The sequence below is a fragment of the Streptomyces sp. NBC_01210 genome (assembly GCF_036010325.1).
Taxonomy (GTDB): Bacteria; Actinomycetota; Actinomycetes; order Streptomycetales; family Streptomycetaceae; genus Streptomyces.
In genome coordinates this window covers 7,792,785-7,811,537 of record NZ_CP108549.1, presented here as the reverse complement: position 1 = coordinate 7,811,537, position 18,753 = coordinate 7,792,785, and the positions used below count along the sequence as shown (strand labels likewise).

The window sequence follows — 18,753 nt, the reverse complement described above, 5'->3', positions numbered from 1 at the left end:
CGCTACAGCTACCGCATACACACTGATCGGAAAGGGACTACCGTGAGCACCCAGACCCCGCCCAGGTATCCGTTCGCGTGGACCCCGCCCATGCAGGTTCCCGAAGCGCTGCGGACCGTACACAAGACGTCGGCGATCGAAGTGACCCTGCCGAGCGGGGACGTCGCCACGCTGGTGACCCGTTACAAGGATGTGCGGGCCCTCTTCGCCGACAAGCGGCTCTCCCGCAACATCGCCCGCCCCGACTGCGCCCGGATCTCCAAGGACAACGACCTGTTCATGGATCCGAACATCGACCCGGACCCGCCGGAGCACACCCGGGTGCGGTCGCTGGTCACCAAGGCGTTCACCGCCCGCCGGATCGAGGCGCTGCGGCCGTATGTGCAGCAGGTCGCCGACCAGTTGCTGGACGAGATGGCGGCCGGCCCCCAGCCGGTCGAGCTGAACGAGGCGCTGGCCTTCCCGCTGCCGATCATGGTGATCTGCAAGCTGCTCGGTGTGCCGCCCGAGGACCGCGACCAGTTCCGTGCGTACGTCGACGGCTTCCTGTCGGTGACCAAGCTGGCGCCGGAGGAGGTCGGCAAGTGCCGGCAGAATCTGTGGAAGTACCTGGGCGACCTGATCGACTCCAAGCGTGAGAACCCGGGCGACGACCTGGTCAGCGAGCTGATCCGGGTACGGGACGACGAGGACGACAGCCGGCTCAATGAGCATGAGCTGCACTTCTGGACGCAGGGTCTGCTGATCGCCGGCTATGTCACGACGGCGAGCCAGATCGGCACCGGCACGGCGGTCCTGCTGCACCACCCGGAGTTCGTCCGCGCGATCCAGGCGGACTGGTCGCTGGTTCCGTCGACGGTCGAGGAACTGCTGCGTACGCAGATCATGGGCTCGTCGGTGGGCACGATGCGGTACGCCATCGACGACATCCCGCTCTCGGACGGGTCCGTCATCAAGAAGGGCACCAGCGTGCTGCTCTCCGAGGAGGGCGCGAACATGGACCCGGAGGTCTTCGACTGCCCCTTCGAGCTGGACATCCGCCGCAAGGAGAACCACCACATGACCTTCGGCGCGGGCCTGCACTACTGCGTCGGCGCGGCGCTGGCCCGGATGGAGCTGCAGGTCGCCACGGAGTCCCTGCTGCGCCGGTTCCCGGACATCAGGCTGGCGGCGCCCGCCGAGGAACTGCCCCGCGCACTGGGCGGGTTCATGGAGGGCTTCACCGAGATCCCGGTCGAATGGTGAGGAGAGTCCGATGCGTGTGACGGCCAACTCCGATACCTGTGCGGTGAGCAGTCTTTGCGTCTACCGCGTGCCCGGGGTCTTCGACCAGGACGAGGACGGGCTGGTGCTCGTCCTGGACGAGTCGCCGGCCGAGGCCCTGCACGAGGAGATCCGTCGGGCCGCCCGCGGCTGCCCGACGAAGTCCATCCGGGTCGTCGAGGAGTCGGCGGCCGAAGGAGCAGTCGAATTGGCACGGGGAGATGCCGGATGAAGCGCCTGGCGACCGTCCCGGGCGGCAGACGGGCCAAATGGTTCGTCCTGGCCGGCTGGCTGATCATCGCGATGGCTCTGGGGCCGCTGGCCGGCAAGGTCGCCGACGTCGAGGACAACAACGCCAATGCCTATCTGCCGGGCAACGCGGAAGCCGCCCTGGTCAACGACCGGTTGGAGGAGTTCCGTACCGACGAGGTCATGCCCGCCGTCATCGTCTATGTGCGCGACAGCGGCATCACCACGGCGGACCGGGCGAAGGCGGAGGCGGACCGCAAGAAGCTGACCCCGCTCGTTCCCGGCGGAGCGATCGAGGGCGCGACGCCGTCAAAGGACGGCAAGGCGCTGCTCCTGACCGTGCCCGTTCCGTACAGCGACAAGTTCTCCGACACGGTGAACGCGGCACGCGATGTCGCCGGCGAGGACGTGCCGACCGATCTGCGGGTCAAGGTCGCCGGCCCCGCCGGCGCACTCCAGGACACCATCGACGTCTTCGACGAGCTGGACGGGACGCTGCTGCTCGGAAGCGCGCTCGTGGTCGCCCTGCTGCTTCTCCTGATCTACCGCAGCCCGGTGCTGTGGCTGGTGCCGCTGATCTCGGTGGGCTTCGCCGCCGTGCTGTCCCAAGTAGCCACGTACCTGGGCGGGAAAGCCGGCCTGCCGGTGGACGCCCAGAGTTCGGGCCTGCTGACAGTGCTCGTCTTCGGTGTGGGCACGGACTACGCCCTGCTGCTCATCGCCCGTTATCGGGAAGAGCTGACCCGCAACGAGGACCGGCACGGCGCCATGCAGATCGCGCTGCGCCGTTCAGGACCCGCGATCCTCGCCTCTGCGGGGACGATCGTCATCGGGCTGCTCTGTCTGCTGCTGGCCGACCTGAACTCCTCGCGCAGCCTGGGCTGGGTGGGCGCGGCAGGTGTGCTGTCCGGCTTCATCGCCATGGTCACCGTACTGCCCGCGCTGCTGGTCATCCTGGGGCGCTGGATCTTCTGGCCGTTCGTCCCCCGATTCGGGCAGACGCAGCGGGCCGGGCACAACGGCTGGGCGCGCGTCGGAGCGGCCGTGGCGCGGCGCCCCCGGCTGTCCTGGCTGGCGGCCACCGTCGTCATGGGAGCACTGGCACTGGGAGCGACGGGCATCAGCTTCGGTCTGACCCAGTCGCAGATGTACACCACGACTCCCGATTCGGTCGCCGGTCAGCGGCTGGTGGCTGCTCACTATCCGGGCGGCGAGTCGGCGCCGGCGGATGTGATCGCGAAGGCCCCGTCCGAGAAGGCGCTCGTCGCGGCCGTCGGGCGGCTCGACGGCATCGCCGAGGTGCAGCCGGTCGCCTACTCGCGCGACCGTGCACTCGTCCATGTCCCCGTGGTGCTCAAGGACGACCCGGACACTCCCGCCGCCGAGCGCACCATCAACCGGCTGCGGGACACGGTGCACGGGATCGCGGGCGCGGACGCCCTGGTCGGCGGGACCACCGCGAGCGCGCTGGACACACAGCGAGCCGTCTCGCGGGACAGCAAGCTGGTCATCCCGGTGGTGCTCGCCGTGGTGCTGCTGGTGCTGATCGCCCTGTTGCGGGCGCTGGTTGCGCCTCTGGTGCTGCTGGCGACCGTGGTGCTCTCCTACTTCGGAGCGCTGGGAGCGAGCAGCCTCCTCTTCGAGCATGCATTCGACTGGCCCGGAGTGGATCATTCTCTGCCGCTGCTCGGCTTCGTCTTCCTCGTGGCGCTGGGCATCGACTACAACATCTTCCTGATGACCAGGGTCCGTGAGGAGGTCCGGCTGCTGGGCCACGGGCACGGAGTGCAGTCCGGACTGACCAGCACGGGCGGCGTCATCACCAGCGCGGGCCTCGTCCTGGCCGCGACCTTCTCCATCCTGGTCTCGCTCCCCCTGGTGACCACGGCCGAACTAGGCGTACTGGTGGGCCTGGGCGTCCTCCTGGACACTTTCCTGGTGCGCACCGTCCTGGTACCCGCTCTCTCGTTGGACATCGGCAAGAGCATGTGGTGGCCGGGCGCTCTCCACCGCCTGCTGCGCGACGGCGGTCCGCCCCAATCAGGGGGATCTCAGGGTCGCATCGCCGACAACTCTCGCCCGCGGGGGGAAGACATCCCTCTCTGAGTACGCATCGCACCGGCCGGTCCGCCCTGTTGGGAGGACCGGCCGGCTCCAGGCCCCTGGCCCCGGCGGACGCCGGGGCCAGGGGCCACACGACCGAACCGGCACAAGCACACGAACGCACAGGAAGTGAGACTGAGCATGGGCAACACAGCAGCGGCAGGAACGCGGAGGGCCGTGCTGATCGGCTGCGGCATCGCGGGCCCGGTACTGGCCATGTTCCTGCAGCGCATCGGCGTCACCGCCGTTGTCTACGAAGGGAGCAGCGTGCCCCGGGACGAGGCCGGGGCGTTCTTGAACCTGGCCCCCAACGGAATGGCCGTACTGGACACGCTGGGCATCCGTGACGAGGTGGAGAAGTACGGCACCCAGACCACCAGCACCGCCTTCCTCAACCACAAGGGCAAGCAGCTGGGGCTCAACCCGGCCGAAACCCTGCTGATCAAGCGGGGGTTGCTCAACAAGGCGCTGCGCGACGCGGCCGTCTCCCGCGGTGTGCAGATCGAATTCGACAAGTTCTTCGAAAGCGTGGAGCACACCGCCGACGGGATCGTCGCCCGCTTCAAGGACGGTTCCACCGCCGAGGGCGACTTCCTGATCGGCTGCGACGGCATTCACTCCAAGACCCGGTACACGGTGCTGCCGGACGCTCCGCACCCCCAGTACACCGGGGTCGTCGGCACCGCCGGCTACACGCGCAGCGACCAGGCCGCGCCCGCGGACGGTGTGATGCGGATGTCGTTCTGCCTGGAGGGCTTCTTCGGCTACCAGACCACCTCGTCGGGCGAGATCTACTGGTTCGAGAACTTCCACCAGGCCAAGGAGCCCGCGCGCGGCGAACTGGAGCGGACCCCGCACGAGGAGTGGAAGCCGAAACTGCTGACCAAGCACCGCAGGGACCATCACCCGGTCTCGGCCATCATCGAGTCCACCGAGAGCGGCATCCTCGGATATCCCATCTACGACATGCTCTCGATCCCGAAGTGGCACAAGGACCTGGTGTGCCTGGTCGGGGACGCGGCCCACGCCACCTCGCCCCACGTGGGCCAGGGTGTCTCCATGGCCATGGAGGACTCGATCGTGCTCGCCAAGTGCCTGCGCGATCTGGACACTCCGCAGCAGGCGTTCGCCGCTTTCCAGTCGATCCGCAAGGACCGGGTCGAGAAGATCATCAAGGAGGGGCGCAAGACCGGTAACCAGAAGGCCGCGTCGAACGGCTTCCAGCGTGGCGTACGCGACCTGGTGCTGCCGTTCTTCCTCAAGCTCGGCGTCAAGGCGACCGAGCCTGTCTACTCGTACCGCGTCGACTGGGACGAGACGGTCACTCCGGCCCATGTCGCGGCGGCCGCAACGCACTGAGGCACGCGCCCCGAGGGGCGCGTGCCTCGTGCACCACCTGTGCCGCCGGCTTTCCGGTCAGCCTTCGGTGTGGGTGGAGATCTGGACGAAATTGCCCTCCGGGTCGGCCACATACGCGGACCGCTCGCCCCACGGCTGATTCTTGGGCGCCATCAGGACCTTCGCCCCTGCCCTCTTCGCCCTGGCGAAGAGGGCATCGACGTCCGGTGTGAGCACGGCGACCTCGGACTGGTGAATCTTGGTCCGGCCGATGCCCGGAATCCCGGTCGCCTGCTTCACCGTGTCGTACGTGGTGAAGGTGATGTAGTAGTCCGTCCCCAGCCGGACTGTTCCGAACAGCGCCGGGCCCGTCTCCGGCAGCCGGAACAGCACCTCGAATCCGAGGGCGTCCCGGTAGAAGTTCAGCAGCGTGTCGACGTTGGTCGTGTAGAGGGTCGTCTGGCCGTGCCGGACCTCCGCCATCGGCGTGGCTGTGGCCGTGGGCCTGGGCCGGGGCTTGGCGGTCTCGGCGCCCGCCGTCGTGCCGGCGGCGACCAAACTCACGGCCAGCAGCGCGGACGCCGTCGTGCCGGCCGCCCACATCCGGGCGGTACGTGCAGCCATCAGGCTCTCCCTTGTTCGATGGAATCCGGCCATTACTGAGCCAGAACTCGGCAGGGTCTCGCTCGAGCGACGCTCGACTCCGGTCGGTCACACTCCCCCCAACTCCCGATGTCTGCACCAGAAGCGAGGCACGGCATGACGACCGCCGACCAGAACAGGACGACGGAGCTCGCCGCCATCTGCCCGCGGCGCCGGCCCGCGCTGTTCGTGATGCTCTGCGCAGCATTCATGGACCTGTTGGACGTGACGATCGTCAATATCGCCCTGCCCGCCGTCCGGGACGATCTGGGGGCGTCCTTCGCGTCCGCGCAGTGGGTCATCACCGCGTACACACTCGCCTTCGGCCTCGGCCTGATCACCGGCGGCCGGCTCGGCGACCGCTATGGCCGGAAGCAGCTCTTCCTCGCCGGTGTCGCCGTCTTCACCGCTGCCTCGCTGCTCTGCGGCCTCGCACAGAGTCCGGGGATGCTCATCGGTTCGCGCGCGTTGCAGGGACTGGCGGCGGCCGTGATGATCCCGCAGATCATGGCGACCGTGTATGCGATCTTCCCGCCCGGCGAACGGGCCGGGGCCAGTGGCGCGTACGGGGGTGTGACGGGGCTCGCCGCGGTGCTCGGGCCGGTCCTGGGCGGGGTGTTCGTGACGTACGACGTCTTCGGCCTCGGCTGGCGCGCGATCTTCCTGGTGAACATCCCGCTCGGGATCGCCGCGCTGTTCGCGGCCGCACGGCTGGTGCCGGAGAACAGCGCCGACCACCCGCTGCGGATGGACCTCGTCGGTATGGGGCTGGTCTCGGTGAGTGTGCTGTGCGCGCTGTATCCGCTGGTGCAGGGCGGTGACGCCGGGTGGCCCGGCTGGATGGTGGCACTCCTCATCGTCTCTCCCTGCGTGCTCGCGCTGTACACGTGGCACGCGCGGGCCAAGGAGCACAGGGATGGCTCGTCCCTGGTGCCGCTGCGGCTGTTCGCCGGGCGGGGCTTCAGCGTCGGCGCGGCCGTGCTGTTCACCTTCGCCGCAGTGATGATCGGCTTCTTCCTCACGGTCTCGCTGACCCTGCAGATCGGTCTCGGCTTCAGTGCGATGAAGACCGGGCTGCTCTTCCTGCCGTGGGCAATCGGCACGGGCATCACATCCGCGTCGAGCGACGCTCTGGTGGGCAGATTCGGCAGGCATCTGGTGACCGGCGGTGCCCTCGTCATGGCCGCCGGCGCGCTGTGGTTCGCCGTCGCGCTCAGTGCGGACAGCGGCTGGCTGGACCTCGGACCCGCCCTCTTCGTCGCGGGGGTCGGGATGGGAGGTGTGTTCGGGCCCGCGTTCACCGTCGCCGGGGCGTCGGTCGAGGCGCGCGACGCGGGGGCGGCCTCCGGCACCCTCAGCGCCTCGCTCCAGATCGGCAACGCCGCCGGAGCGGCTCTGCTCGGCGTGCTGTTCTTCGAGCCGCTCAAGGACGCGGCGGGGCAGACGCGCGCGGACATGTTCATCGAGGCGTTCCGCGGCTTCAGCTGGTTCACGATCGGCGGGCTCGTCCTGGTCGCGCTGGCGGCGCAGGCGATGCCGCGCCGGGTGGCCGGGTACGCCGACGCCGACCCCGGCTGAGCCGGAGCGGAGCGGGCATCGAGTTCTTCTCCAGTACTCCTCCGGCGCCCCGGTGCACGGTGCAGCGGACGGTCAGAACTCCGTTTCGCGTGCTCGGAGGATTGGAGAAATACATGCGTGGTTCCACCCAGATCCTCGTCATCGGGGGAGGGCCCGCGGGCTCCACCGCTGCAGGTCTCCTGGCCAAGGAAGGTTTCCAGGTCACGCTGCTGGAGCGTGACCAGTTCCCCCGCTACCACATCGGCGAATCGATCCTCCCCTCGTGCCGGCCGATCCTGGAACTGCTGGGCGTCTGGGACAAGGTGGAGTCGCACGGCTTCCAGCCCAAGGGCGGCGCCTACTTCTTCTGGGGCCCGGAGGAGTGGGAGGTCAAGTTCAACAGCCTCGGCGACGACGGCGCCAACGCCTGGCAGGTCGTGCGCTCCGAGTTCGACGAGCTGCTGCTGCGGCACGCGGCGGAACTCGGCGTCGAGGTCGTCGAGAACATCACCGTCAAGGAACTCGAATTCGACGGCGAGCGCCCGGTGGCGGCTCTGTGGGCAGGCACCAAGGACGCCTCGCAGAACGGCCGTATCGCCTTCGACTACGTCATCGACGCCTCCGGCCGCGGCGGGGTCTTCGCCGCCCGGCACCTGAAGAACCGCGAGTACCACGAGATCTTCCGCAATGTCGCGGCCTGGTCGTACTGGAAGAACGTCAAGCCCCTGGACCGCGGGCCCGACGGTGCGATCGCCGTCCTGTCCTCGGCCGACGGCTGGTTCTGGAACATTCCGCTGCACAACGGCACCACCAGCATCGGACTTGTCACCGGCCGGGACATCTTCAACGAGAAGAAGAACTCCCTCGGCGGCATCCAGCAGGTCTACGACAAGGCCATCGCGGAGTGCCGGCACCTGCTCCCCCTCCTCGAGGGCGCCGAGCAGGTCTCCGGCATGAAGGTCGAGCAGGACTACTCGTACACGGCCGAGAGCTTCGGCGGCCCCGGCTATCTGCTCAGCGGCGACGCCGCCTGCTTCCTGGACCCGCTGCTCTCCACCGGTGTGCACCTGGCCACCTACAGCGCGATGCTCGCGGCCGCCAGCGTCTCCAGCGTGCTGCGCGGCGAGGTGGAGGAGAAGGAGGCCTGGGACTTCTACAACACCGTCTACCGGCATGCGTACGAGCGGCTGCTGGTGCTCGTCTCCGTCTTCTACGAGAGCTACCGCGGCAAGGAGCACCACTTCTACAACGCCCAGAAGCTCACCAGCACGCAGCGCGAGAACCTCAGCATCCAGGACGCCTTCGACCGCATCGTGACCGGCATCGCCGACCTCGAGGACGCGCAGGACGTCTACTCGCGGGTGCACGCCCACCTCAACGGTGCGGAGAGCGGTGACCCCAACCCGCTGGCCAACCTGAACAAGGTGCACGAGCAGAAGCAGGCGCCGATGAGTCCGCAGAACGCGGTCGGCGGTCTGTATCTCTCCTTCCGGCCCCGCCTGCACCTGGCGCGTACGGAGGGAGAGAGCACCGCATGACCACCGCACGCGCTGATCAGGATCCCGGTGTCGGCGGGGCCGGTACCGGATCCGTCAGAAGCTGGCCGCCGTGGTACCGCACGCTGTTCATGAGCGATGTGTGGGAGCGCTTCGGCTTCTTCGGTATGCAGGCCATCCTGGTTCTGTACGCGGTCGCCCCGCGCTCCGAGGGCGGACTGGGGCTGGCGAAGGCCGATTCCGCGGCCCTGTTCGGCGCGTGGATCGGGCTCGCCTTCATGCTCTGTCTGCCCGGGGGCTGGGTGGCCGACCGGCTGCTCGGCCCGCGGCGGACGCTCATCATCGGGGCCTGCGTCATCACGCTCGGCCATTTCGCGCTGGCCACACCGTGGCTGTGGACGACGCCGCTGGGACTCGTCCTGCTCGCGCTCGGCCTCGGCCTGTACAAGCCGAACCACCAGGCCATGCTCAACCTGATGTTCGGCAAGGACAGCGGCCGGCGCGAGGCCGGTATCTCGCTGATGTACGTCGGCATCCAGGTGAGCGCCCTGCTCTCGCCGCTTATCGCCGGATTCCTCGGCGAGCGCGTCGACTGGCAGCTCGGCTTCGCCGTCTCCGGTACGGCCATGCTGCTCGGCACGATCCAACTCTGGGTCAGCCAGCACCAGTTCAGGGATGTCGGAAGCCGCCCCGGGCGACCGCTGAACCCTGATGAGTCCCGGCGCGCCTTCCGGCTGATCGGCACAACCGCCGCCGTGGTGGTCGTGCTGGTGACGGGCGGAGTGGTGTCCGGCAGCCTGAACGCCGGCGGCGCCATCGGCCTGGTCGGCACGGTCAGCATCCTCGCCCCGGTCCTCGCCTACCTGGTGCTCTACCGCAGCCGTGAGCTGAGCCCCGGGGACCGCAGGCGGCTGCGCGCCTTCCTCTGGATCTTCCTCGGCTCGACGCTCTTCTGGTCGATGATCGCTCAGGACGGTTCCTCGCTCACCCTGTTCGCAAAGGAGTCGACGGACCGTCATGTGTTCGGCTTCGACGTGCCGGTGAGCTGGCTGCAGTCGGCGACGCCGCTGTTCATCCTGGTCCTGGCGCCGGTGTTCGCCTGGGCGCTGCTGAAGTACGGCGGCGGCCGCAACGGCGTGCCGGTGAAGTTCTCCGTCGGACTGACGCTGACCGGCGTCAGCTTCCTGATCATGGCGTTGGCCGCGACCCTCGCGTCGGGCGACGAGAGAGTCTCCCCGCTGTGGCTCCTCGTCGTCTATTTCATGCATGCCTGCGGTGAGCTGATCGTCGCCGCGGTCGGCATCGCGGCGGTCGCCGACGTACTGCCGCGGAAGTTCATCGCCCACATGCTCGGACTGCTGTGGCTGTTCGCCGCGCTGGGCGGCGGCGCGGGCAGTGGCATGGTCCGGCTCATCGACGTCATCCCCGAGCCCGCCTACTACCTGATGCTCGCGGTGATGGCACTGGCCATGGGTGGTGCCCTCGCGCTGCGGCGGCACACCGTGCAACGGGGCCTGTCCGGCGACGAAGAGTACGTGCCGGGCGACGACACGGACGACACGCCCCTCAAGGAGGACAGCCCGGCATGACCACCACACATCTCGCGACCGACCCCAAGGACCCTTTCGGCATCAGCCAGTTGGGGCTGGGGTTCGCATCGTCGAAACTGCTGCTGACCGCCCTGGAGCTCGGGGTGTTCAGCACGCTCGCCGAGACCGCCGACAGCGAGGCGGAGGTGGAGGAGCTGAGGGCGGCGCTCGGGTTGCACCCGCGGGCCGCCACCGACTTCTTCGACGCCCTGGTCGCACTCGGCCTGCTGGAGCGCTCGTCCGGCCGCTACCGCAACAGCGAGGCCGCGCAGCGATATCTCGTACGCGGACAGGAGTACGCGGGCGGCTTCCTCGAAGGTGCCAACTTCGTGCTGTATCCGGCTTGGGGGCGCCTCACGCAGGCGCTGCGCACCGGCACCCCGCAGGCCGAGGGTGACTTCGAGGCGATGCTCAGCGATCCGGCGGCACAGCGGATGTTCCTGACCATGCAGGACTCGCTGAGCGCTCCCCTGGTTCCGTATCTGCTGGGAGCCGTGGAGTGGAGCGGCTGGAGCACACTGACCGATGTCGGCGGCGCGCGGGGCAATCTCGCGGGGCTGCTGCTGCGCGCCCAGCCGCATCTGAGGGGCCGGGTCTTCGACCGGCCGCAGAACCAGGGGCCATGCGCCGAGCACGCGCAGACACTCGGCGTCGCGGACCGGCTGGCCTTCACCGGCGGGGACTTCTTCGCCGACGAACTGCCCGGGGCCGACGTCGTGGTGATCGGCCACGTGCTGGCGGACTTCTCGCTGGAAGAGCGCAAGCAACTGATCGACAAGGCGTTCAAGGCGGTACGGCCGGGCGGTGCGCTGCTCGTCTACGACCCGATGCCCGGCGACAAGCCCGATCTGGCCAGCCTGGTCGCGAGCCTGCACATGCTCGTGATGACGCCCGCCGGGGCGGGCTACCACCCGGGCGACTGCGGCCAGTGGATGGCGCAGGCGGGCTTCACCGGCATCACCGAGCACGAACTGCCGCTCGGCAACACCCTGGTGACCGGCCGCAAGCCGCGCTGACGTAGGCCCTCGAACCCGTACGGCCTTCGGCCGTGTCCTCAATCGCCGGACGGGCTTGGGGTTGTCGGTCCGGCAACCCCAGGCCCGCCGGCGATTGAGGTGCGGAGGCTGAGGGCGGAGCCCCCGAACAAACCGACGATCAAGGAGACCCCGTGGAGATCGGAGTGGGCCTGCCCACCACAGTGCCGGACATCGACGGGCGCCGGCTCGTCGACTGGGCGCGGCTGGCGGAGAACCACGGGTTCTCCAGCCTCGGCACGCTCGACCGTCTGGTGTACGACAGTTATGAGCCGCTGACCTCGCTCGCCGCGGCGGCCGCCGTGACCGAGCGGATCCGGCTGACCACATCCATCCTGCTCGCCGCCTACCGTCCCGGCACCCCGTTGCTGGCCAAGCAGCTCGCCACGATTCATGAGATCTCGGGCGGCCGGCTGACGGTCGGGGTGGCGGCCGGCGGCCGCGACGACGACTTCCGGGCCACCGGCGCCCCGTACGGCGACCGCGGGAAGCGTCTTGACTCCATCCTCACCGAACTGACGGAGGTCTGGGGCGGCAAGGGCCCGGTCCCCGGCATCGGCCCCTTCCCGAAGGGCGAAGGGCCGGAGATCATCGTGGGCGGCCACACTCCCGCGGCGATGGCTCGCGCGGCCCGGTTCGCCGACGGCTGGATCGCAGGCGGCAGCTCGGCGACCGCCTATGCCGAGCTGGCCCGCCAGGCCCGTGAGGCGTGGCAGGCCCGGGGCCGTACGGACGCACCGCGGCTGGTGGCGCTGGTGTACGCCTGCCTGGGGCCGGGCGCCCAGGAGGTCGCCGAGTCGTATCTGCGGGCGTACTACTCGTTCATCGGCCCGAAGGCGGAGATGGCGGCGAAGGCGGTCATCACCGATGCGGCACGGCTGCGGGAGACGGCCGCGGCGTACGAGGCGGCGGGCTGCGACGAGCTGCTGGTCTTCCCCTGCACCGCCGAGGCGGGGCAGCTGGAGCTGCTGGCAGGGGCGATGTTCGACTGAGGGACCGGGCGCCGCACACAGGAGGGTCCGCCGGCGAGGCCGGCGGACCCTCCTGTTTCCTGCTGTGTTCGCTCAGCCCGCGGGTCGGTCGGCCGACGCGACGGGCCGCTGCTTGTTCACCTCGCTGTCCGGCACGGCCTCGGCGTAGTCGCCGATGGCTTCGGAGCCGCCCGCGCGCCGCTCCAGCAGATGCAGCAGCGGTCCGGCCATCGCGGTGGTCACCAGGGCCATGACCACCATCAGGGCGTACAACCCGGCGTCGAGGACGCCCAGTTGGAGTCCGATGGTGAGGATGACGATCTCGGTCAGCCCGCGGGTGTTCATCAGGGTCGCGAGCACTCCGCTCTGCAGCGCGGGCACGCCGTTGGCCCGTGCTCCGACGAAGGCGCCGATGAACTTCCCCGAGATGGCGACGAGCAGAATGAGCCCGAGCTCGCCGAGCCCCTTCAGACCGGTCCGGGAGAGATCGACCTTGAGGCCCGCGACGACGAAGAACGCGGGGAGCAGCAGCAGCCGGCTGAGGTGTTCGAACCGGTCGACGACCTGTATCCGGACCAGCTCGCTCGTGCTGCGAGGCATCACGACGCCGAACAGGAACGCGCCGAAGACGAAATGCACCCCGAGCCATTCGGTGGCCCAGCAGGACAGCATCAGGCCGCCCAGGACGACGATGAGCCGGTCGGCGGTGATCCGGCCGCTGCCCCGGCGTTCGTCGAACAGCCACCGCAGACCTGGCTTGACGGCGAACAACATCACGGCCAGATAGACCGGCGCGAGCAGCATGGCCCACTGCCCGCCGCCGCCCGAGACCGTGACCACGACGGCCAGCAGCGACCAGGCCACGATGTCGTCGAAAGCCGCGCTGGCGAGCGCGATTCCGCCGATTCTGGTCCGGGCCAGACCGCTGTCGGCCAGGATTCTGGCGAGTACGGGGAAAGCGGTGACGGACATGGCCGCGCCCAGGAAGAGCACGAACCCGGTCCGGTTCCCGGTGTGGTGACTACTGCTCAGATGGAGAGCGAGCAGCACTCCGAGGGAGAACGGCAGCAGGACCGAGCAGAGCGAGACGCTCGCCGCGACCTTTTCCTTGCCTCGCATCAGGGCCAGATCGAGTTCGTATCCGATGACGAACATGAACAGGACCAGGCCGAGGTTGGCCAGTGCGGCGAGCAGCGGGCGGATGTCGGTGGGGAAGAGGAATTCGGCGACGGCGCCGCCGAACAGGCTGGGGCCCACCAAAATCCCGGCGAGTATCTCGCCGACCACGGGTGGCTGCCCCAGACGGCGCGCGGCGGCGCCGAGGACCCGGCTGAGCACGAGAATGGCCGCGAGTCCGATGAACAGAGACTGAACCTGATGAGGTGTCATACGCATGCCCCCTTAGCCTGCGGAGAGCCGCCGGGGGGACCCGGAAGCCGCTGCTCCGAAGCTAAGGGGGCACACTCAAGGCCCTGTTGAGGGATCAGTGGGCATCCCTCGGGGTTCCCTCGCGGACGCTCTCGGGGGCGTGGACGGTGGGCAGAGTGCCGTCGCGGTGTGCCGTACGGCAGTCGTCGACGAACTCACGGGAGAACATGGCGGTGAGGGTCGCCACACCGCCGCGGACGATGCGGACCTCGCTGCGCTTGAGGACGCCGGTCAGCCGGAGGACACGGCCGCCGGAGGCGGTGTGCCGCTGCATGTCCTTGACCTTGGAGCGGCCGACGTACTCCAGCTCCGACTCGTCGACCACGGTGCCGTCCGGCACCAGGATCTTGAGGATGGAGCGCTCGCCGGCGATCCGGACCTCGATGTCGCCCTCGGGGATTTCGGCGGACCGCAGGTCCATCTGGACCGAGCTGCGGCGGGCGGTCACCTCGATGGTGCGGGCGGCGGTCCAGTGGCCGAGTCGCTTCTCATTGGTGTAGTACGCCTCGATTCGTGCGGCTTCCTCCGTCCCGGCAGTGCCGGCCTTGACCGTGGAGACAGTGTGCTGGGTGTTCATCGCAGTGTTCCTTCCTGGAACCCGGGCAACGACCCGATCTTGACTTCTCTTGGAGCTCGACTATCTTGATAGCCAAGCTATCTGCATTTATCTTGAAGGTCGAGTTACTTGGATGTCAAGCGATAAGAGAAAAGATCTTCAGCAGGAGCTCGCCGGCGAGATCCGCGCGCTCCAGACAGCAGTCGACTCCTTCGACGCCGCGGCCGCCGAGCGGCTGGGAATCAACCGCACCGATCTGCACTGTCTGGACATCCTCATGCAGCGCGAAAGCGCCGCACCCAGCGAACTGGGTGCGGCGCTCGGACTCACCACGGGCAGTGTCACGGCCCTGCTGGACCGCCTGGACCGGCTCGGCTATGTGACCCGCTCCCCCGATCCCAGGGACCGGCGCAAGTCAGTGGTGCGGCCGGCGCCGGAAGCCGTACGGGCCGTGGCGGAGCTCTTCGGCCCGCTCGCGCAGGACGGCTTCCGGCATGTCGCGCGCTACACCACCGAGCAGCTGGAACTGCTGCTGGACTTCATGCGCAGCAGCCGGGAGCTGCAGGAGCGGCACCTCGACCGGATCCGGTCGTGACCCCGCGACCCCACGAACCGCTCAGTCCTTGTGGGCGATGACCAGAGTGACGTCGTGCCCGAGTGAGGTGCGGGTGACCTCGGCATAGCCGGCCTCCCGCATCCACTCGGCACACTGCTCGAACCGGTAGCCCTTGCCGTGCGGCGTCATCAGCTGCAGGTTCAGGCTGCGGATCAGATTGCGCAGATAGCTCTCGTCGTCATCGACGATGACCGGGTCCCAGACCAGGAACGCCCCGCCGGGACGCACCGCGGCGAAGGTGTTCTTCACCAGCTGCTTGCGCTGCTCGTCGTTCCAGTCGACCAGCGCATGCCCGATCATGAGCACATCGGCCTGCGGCAGCGGATCGGCGAAGAAGTCACCGCCGTGGTAGCGAACCTTGTCCGCCATGCCGATGGCGGACATATGGGCGGTGAAGTCCCCCTCCAGCTGCGGCAGGTCGAAGACACACGCATCCAGATGCGGATGCGCCTTCACCAGCCCGGCCAGTACGTTGCCCCGGCAGCCGCCGAGTTCGAGGACCGAGGAGTACTTCGCCCATCCGAACGACTCGGTGAGCGCCGGGATCAGCGGGCGGCTGGCGTCCTCCGCCATGCCGACCAGACCGTCCTTCTTCTCGTCGCTCTCGTAGAGCTCGCCGAACATGTCCTCGCCGGTGTACGTGGCGGCCTGCGGGGCACCCGTGCGCAGCGCCTCGCCCAGCTTGTCCCACGCCGGGTACATCACCTGGCCCGCGATCCGCAGGAAGCCGCCCAGATACCCCTCGTCGCCGGGTACCAGGAACTGCTGCGCCGCCCGGGAGTTGGAGAACTCCCCGCCGTCGGAGCGCTCGAGGAACCCGAGTTCGACCAGCGCGGCCAGAAAGTGGTCGGTGCCCCGTGTGTGCAGGCCCAGCCGCTCCCTGATCGCGTCCTCGGTGGCCGGCTTCTTCGCCAGCTCCGTGAACAGTCCGATCTCAATGCCCGTCAGGACCAGCCGCGCGGGCTGGAAGGCCATCGCCTGCGCCAGCACGGCGCCGGGATGCACCACAGCGCCTGCTTCGTGTCCGGTCATCTGCGCCCCTCCTCTCACGGAGCCGGTACGGCGGCGGTCGCGGCGCCCGAAGCCCGGGCGAGCACATCCGCGAGCACACTCTGCGGATCGTCGTCTCCCCCGGCCGTCCGCCAGGACACAAAGGCGTCCGGCCGCACCAGCACCGCGCCGCCACGGCCCACGCCGTAGACCTCCGCCCAGTCGCGGTCGGTGGACTTGAGCTCCTCGTCCGGTCCGATCGCGTATGTACGCAGCGGAATGCCGAGCTTCTCCGCGATCGGCACCGCGGCCTCGGCCCAGGCACTGCCGTCGGGCCCGGTCAGCAGCACGTACGAGTCCCAGAACAGGTCGATCGTGGAAATCGTCTCGGTGCCCCGCTCCAGCCAGACGTGCGGGGCCCTGGTGCCGGGTTCGCCGGTCAGCTCCAGGTGCGGCGTGAGTACCTTCGTACCCTCGGCGCCGACGATGGATGTGGAACGGTAGCGGTAGCCGAGCGTGATGATCACGTCGTCCACGAAGTCGGCCCGGTCCTGCTCGGTGGAGTAGCCGTGCCGGATGCGGTTGCGCACCAGCGCCTGCTCCGACATGGCGGTTCCCAGCGGACGGCGCTCGGCGTCATAGGTGTCGAGCAGCGCCTCGGAGCCCCAGCCGTGCTGGACGGCGGCGAGCTTCCACGACAGGTTGTGCGCGTCGTGGATACCGGTGTTGGCGCCGAACCCACCGGCCGGCGGGTGCACATGGGCGGCGTCCCCCGCCAGGAAGACCCGGCCGGCGCGGAAGGTCTCCGAGACCAGCTGGGCGCCCTGCCACGGCACCTTGTCCATGATCTCGACGTCGATGTCCTTGCCGGAGGCCCGGCGGACGATGTCGATGCACCGCTCGTCGGTGTAGTCCTCGGGCTTCTCGCCCTTCTCCGGGAAGTAGATGGGCGCGGCCAGCCACGGGTCGCACCCGTGCAGCCGGGACAAGCCCATCAGGGTGCCGCCCGCGGAGGCGTAGCACAGGATGAACTTGGTGTCCTTGAGCAGCGTCTCCAGCTCCGGCGCCCGGAAGTAGATGCTCAGGGCGTTGAACACCGTGCCACGGCCGACCCGCTTGACTCCGAGCGCCTCACGGATGCGGCTGCCCGCTCCGTCGGCGCCCACGAGGTAGTCGGCGCGGATGGTGAACCGCTTTCCGCTGCCGCCCTCTTCGGCGATGGCGGTGACGCCGTCGGCGTCCTGCTCGAACGAGATCAGCTTCGTGTTGAAGCGGACGTCCGCGCCGTACTCCTTGGCCTTGGCCACCAGTACCTTCTCGTACCGGTCCTGGCCGCAGCCCATCACACGCTCGGGGCTCACCGTCTCGCCGTCCAGCGACGGCGACTCCAGCAGCTCCGCGTTGTCGATGTCGGAGAACGTCTCGACCTTGATGATTCCGCCCTCGAAGTAGGCATGGGAGTCACCCATTTCGAGCGCGCGGATGTCCTTGCCGAGTCCCGCCGCGCGGAACAGCTCCATGGTCCGGGCCTGCAGGCCCGGGGCGCGGGGCAGCATGGAGGTGCTGTCCCTCTTCTCCAGGAGCATCGTGCGTACTCCACGTCGGCCGCTGAACAGTGCAGTGGACAGGCCGACGGGACCACCACCGACGATCAGCACCGGGATCTTCACGTCATACATGCATATCCCCTCTGGGCAAGCTGGGCTTCCGCCGGGATCCCTCCACGGCACCCAAAATGAGTAGCCACGCCGACTTGAGGCGCAGTGGAGATGCGGCGGTGAGGTGGCTGCCCCAGTCCCCCTTGAGGTGACCTCAACCCGCGGCGTGGATTCTCCGCCACAGCGGCCTGGCGCCAGGCCATGCGCCGTGTTGGAAGGAGTCCTGCGCATGACGCAAACCAGCCCGGATGTCAGCACGTCGGCCGGAATCATCCGGCTGAGCAACGCGTTCTGCGACGCCAAGGCGCTGCTGACCGCAGTCGAACTGGATCTGTTCACCACGCTGCACACGAAGGGGGCCTCCACCGAGGAGGAGATCCGCAAGGAGCTCGGACTGCACGGGCGGGGCCTGAGCGACTGGCTGAACCTGCTGACGTCGCTGGGCCTGCTGGAGCGTGCGGACGGCGGGTACCGCAACGCCAAGGGCGCGGACACCTACCTGGTGCGCGGCGAGCGCACCTGGGTGGGCGGCTTCCTGGAGCGCTCCAACCGCAACCTGTACCCGGCCTGGGGCCGGCTCGGCGAGGCGCTGCGCACCGGTGAGCAGCAGTCCGGCAGCCACTTCGACGTGGTCGTCGAGAACCCCCACATCCTCAAGCAGTTCGTGCACATGATGGACGCCCTCACGCATGTCGTCGGTCCCGAGCTGGTCGGCAAGTTCGACTGGTCCGGCTCCAAGTCGGTGCTCGACGTGGGCGGCGCCCGTGGCAACCTCTGCTCGATCATCGTGAAGAACCAGCCGCACCTGGAGGGCCATGTCTTCGACCTGCCCCCGATGGAGCCGCTGTTCGACGAGCACGTGGAGAGCTACGGCCTGACCGGCAAGGTCCACTTCCACGGCGGCAGCTTCTTCACCGACCCGCTGCCCGTGAAGGCGGACGTGGTGACCATGGGCCACGTCCTGCACGACTGGGACGAGAAGCAGCGCGGTGAGCTGGTGGCCAAGGCGTTCGAGGCGGTGAACCCGGGCGGTGCGCTGATCGTCTACGACCGGATGCTCGACGACGAGCCCGACCACGTCGAGAACCTGGTGATCAGCCTGGACATGCTGCTCGTCACCGACGGTGGCTCCGAGTACCCGACCTCCGAACTCCTCGCGCACGCCAAGAACGCCGGCTTCGCATCGACCGAGGTCTCCCCGCTCAGCGACTACGACACGGTCGTCGTCTGCCGCAAGGCCGCGTGAACGCGGTCCGGTCGGCT

General features: G+C 68.7%; 16 protein-coding genes. 11 read left to right on the top strand and 5 right to left on the bottom strand.

All coding sequences use genetic code 11. From position 1 onward, the window contains the following. The first annotated feature begins 42 nt into the window (after nt 1-42). The 4 genes from OG735_RS35250 to OG735_RS35235 all read left to right on the top strand — a co-directional run bounded on the left by OG735_RS35250 (nt 43) and on the right by OG735_RS35235 (nt 4,974). Nucleotides 43-1,245, top strand: a complete 1,203-nt coding sequence (locus OG735_RS35250; protein ID WP_327327189.1) for a cytochrome P450 — start codon at nt 43-45, stop codon at nt 1,243-1,245. A 10-nt stretch (nt 1,246-1,255) separates the two neighbouring features. Continuing rightward, on the top strand, nt 1,256-1,495 hold the full coding sequence (locus OG735_RS35245) for a ferredoxin (RefSeq protein ID WP_327327188.1): 240 nt from the start codon (nt 1,256-1,258) through the stop codon (nt 1,493-1,495). Next, nucleotides 1,492-3,618, top strand: coding sequence for an MMPL family transporter (locus OG735_RS35240; protein ID WP_327327187.1), 2,127 nt, complete (start codon nt 1,492-1,494; stop codon nt 3,616-3,618). Before OG735_RS35245 ends, OG735_RS35240 begins: the two co-directional genes overlap by 4 nt. A gap of 138 nt (nt 3,619-3,756) precedes the next feature. After that, the gene (locus tag OG735_RS35235) at nt 3,757-4,974 is read left to right on the top strand and encodes an FAD-dependent monooxygenase (protein WP_327327186.1); all 1,218 of its coding nucleotides are present in this window, start codon (nt 3,757-3,759) and stop codon (nt 4,972-4,974) included. 57 nt (nt 4,975-5,031) lie between these two features. Here the strand turns inward: OG735_RS35235 and OG735_RS35230 are convergent, their stop codons facing one another. Beyond that, nucleotides 5,032-5,577 carry a VOC family protein gene (locus OG735_RS35230; protein WP_327327185.1) on the bottom strand — a complete coding sequence of 182 codons (546 nt, stop codon included), beginning with the start codon at nt 5,575-5,577 and terminating at the stop codon, nt 5,032-5,034. A 135-nt stretch (nt 5,578-5,712) separates the two neighbouring features. On the opposite strand from OG735_RS35230, the gene OG735_RS35225 reads away from it, so the two are divergent. The 5 genes from OG735_RS35225 to OG735_RS35205 all read left to right on the top strand — a co-directional run bounded on the left by OG735_RS35225 (nt 5,713) and on the right by OG735_RS35205 (nt 12,263). Beyond that, nucleotides 5,713-7,173 carry an MFS transporter gene (locus tag OG735_RS35225; protein ID WP_327327184.1) on the top strand — a complete coding sequence of 487 codons (1,461 nt, stop codon included), beginning with the start codon at nt 5,713-5,715 and terminating at the stop codon, nt 7,171-7,173. Between the two features lie 113 nt (nt 7,174-7,286). After that, nucleotides 7,287-8,690, top strand: coding sequence for an NAD(P)/FAD-dependent oxidoreductase (locus tag OG735_RS35220; RefSeq protein WP_327327183.1), 1,404 nt, complete (start codon nt 7,287-7,289; stop codon nt 8,688-8,690). Next, nucleotides 8,687-10,237, top strand: coding sequence for a peptide MFS transporter (locus OG735_RS35215; protein WP_327327182.1), 1,551 nt, complete (start codon nt 8,687-8,689; stop codon nt 10,235-10,237). The genes OG735_RS35220 and OG735_RS35215 overlap by 4 nt, the downstream gene beginning before the upstream one ends. Continuing rightward, nucleotides 10,234-11,253: a methyltransferase gene (locus tag OG735_RS35210; protein ID WP_327327181.1), complete on the top strand. Its 1,020-nt coding sequence runs from the start codon at nt 10,234-10,236 to the stop codon at nt 11,251-11,253. The genes OG735_RS35215 and OG735_RS35210 overlap by 4 nt, the downstream gene beginning before the upstream one ends. Nucleotides 11,254-11,405: 152 nt before the next feature. After that, a complete protein-coding gene (locus OG735_RS35205) occupies nt 11,406-12,263 on the top strand; it encodes an LLM class flavin-dependent oxidoreductase (protein WP_327327180.1) in 858 nt (285 codons plus the stop codon). A 72-nt stretch (nt 12,264-12,335) separates the two neighbouring features. Here OG735_RS35205 and OG735_RS35200 read toward each other — a convergent pair whose 3' ends face one another. Continuing rightward, a complete protein-coding gene (locus tag OG735_RS35200) occupies nt 12,336-13,631 on the bottom strand; it encodes a cation:proton antiporter domain-containing protein (protein ID WP_327327179.1) in 1,296 nt (431 codons plus the stop codon). Between the two features lie 94 nt (nt 13,632-13,725). Continuing rightward, nucleotides 13,726-14,247: a hypothetical protein gene (locus OG735_RS35195; protein ID WP_327327178.1), complete on the bottom strand. Its 522-nt coding sequence runs from the start codon at nt 14,245-14,247 to the stop codon at nt 13,726-13,728. 112 nt (nt 14,248-14,359) lie between these two features. Here OG735_RS35195 and OG735_RS35190 point away from each other — a divergent pair, with 112 nt between their 5' ends. After that, on the top strand, nt 14,360-14,821 hold the full coding sequence (locus OG735_RS35190; RefSeq protein WP_327327177.1) for a MarR family winged helix-turn-helix transcriptional regulator: 462 nt from the start codon (nt 14,360-14,362) through the stop codon (nt 14,819-14,821). A gap of 21 nt (nt 14,822-14,842) precedes the next feature. On the opposite strand, the gene OG735_RS35185 is transcribed toward OG735_RS35190, so the two are convergent. Together OG735_RS35185 and OG735_RS35180 are read right to left on the bottom strand one after the other, a co-directional pair. After that, complete coding sequence (locus OG735_RS35185) at nt 14,843-15,874, bottom strand: methyltransferase (RefSeq protein WP_327327176.1); 1,032 nt, start codon at nt 15,872-15,874, stop codon at nt 14,843-14,845. Nucleotides 15,875-15,888: 14 nt separating this feature from the next. Further along, a complete protein-coding gene (locus OG735_RS35180; RefSeq protein ID WP_327327175.1) occupies nt 15,889-17,511 on the bottom strand; it encodes an FAD-dependent monooxygenase in 1,623 nt (540 codons plus the stop codon). 208 nt (nt 17,512-17,719) lie between these two features. Here OG735_RS35180 and OG735_RS35175 point away from each other — a divergent pair, with 208 nt between their 5' ends. Beyond that, nucleotides 17,720-18,736: a methyltransferase gene (locus OG735_RS35175; protein ID WP_327327174.1), complete on the top strand. Its 1,017-nt coding sequence runs from the start codon at nt 17,720-17,722 to the stop codon at nt 18,734-18,736. Nucleotides 18,737-18,753: the final 17 nt, after the last annotated feature.

Excerpts from the sequence above, each read along its gene's own strand:
- OG735_RS35245 (WP_327327188.1), top strand. The coding sequence starts at position 1,256 with ATGCGTGTGACGGCCAACTCCGATACCTGTGCGGTGAGCAGTCTTTGC.
- OG735_RS35240 (WP_327327187.1), top strand. The coding sequence starts at position 1,492 with ATGAAGCGCCTGGCGACCGTCCCGGGCGGCAGACGGGCCAAATGGTTC.
- OG735_RS35235 (WP_327327186.1), top strand. The coding sequence starts at position 3,757 with ATGGGCAACACAGCAGCGGCAGGAACGCGGAGGGCCGTGCTGATCGGC.
- OG735_RS35230 (WP_327327185.1), bottom strand. The coding sequence starts at position 5,577 with ATGGCTGCACGTACCGCCCGGATGTGGGCGGCCGGCACGACGGCGTCC.
- OG735_RS35225 (WP_327327184.1), top strand. The coding sequence starts at position 5,713 with ATGACGACCGCCGACCAGAACAGGACGACGGAGCTCGCCGCCATCTGC.
- OG735_RS35220 (WP_327327183.1), top strand. The coding sequence starts at position 7,287 with ATGCGTGGTTCCACCCAGATCCTCGTCATCGGGGGAGGGCCCGCGGGC.
- OG735_RS35215 (WP_327327182.1), top strand. The coding sequence starts at position 8,687 with ATGACCACCGCACGCGCTGATCAGGATCCCGGTGTCGGCGGGGCCGGT.
- OG735_RS35210 (WP_327327181.1), top strand. The coding sequence starts at position 10,234 with ATGACCACCACACATCTCGCGACCGACCCCAAGGACCCTTTCGGCATC.
- OG735_RS35200 (WP_327327179.1), bottom strand. The coding sequence starts at position 13,631 with ATGACACCTCATCAGGTTCAGTCTCTGTTCATCGGACTCGCGGCCATT.
- OG735_RS35195 (WP_327327178.1), bottom strand. The coding sequence starts at position 14,247 with ATGAACACCCAGCACACTGTCTCCACGGTCAAGGCCGGCACTGCCGGG.
- OG735_RS35190 (WP_327327177.1), top strand. The coding sequence starts at position 14,360 with ATGTCAAGCGATAAGAGAAAAGATCTTCAGCAGGAGCTCGCCGGCGAG.
- OG735_RS35185 (WP_327327176.1), bottom strand. The coding sequence starts at position 15,874 with ATGACCGGACACGAAGCAGGCGCTGTGGTGCATCCCGGCGCCGTGCTG.
- OG735_RS35180 (WP_327327175.1), bottom strand. The coding sequence starts at position 17,511 with ATGTATGACGTGAAGATCCCGGTGCTGATCGTCGGTGGTGGTCCCGTC.
- OG735_RS35175 (WP_327327174.1), top strand. The coding sequence starts at position 17,720 with ATGACGCAAACCAGCCCGGATGTCAGCACGTCGGCCGGAATCATCCGG.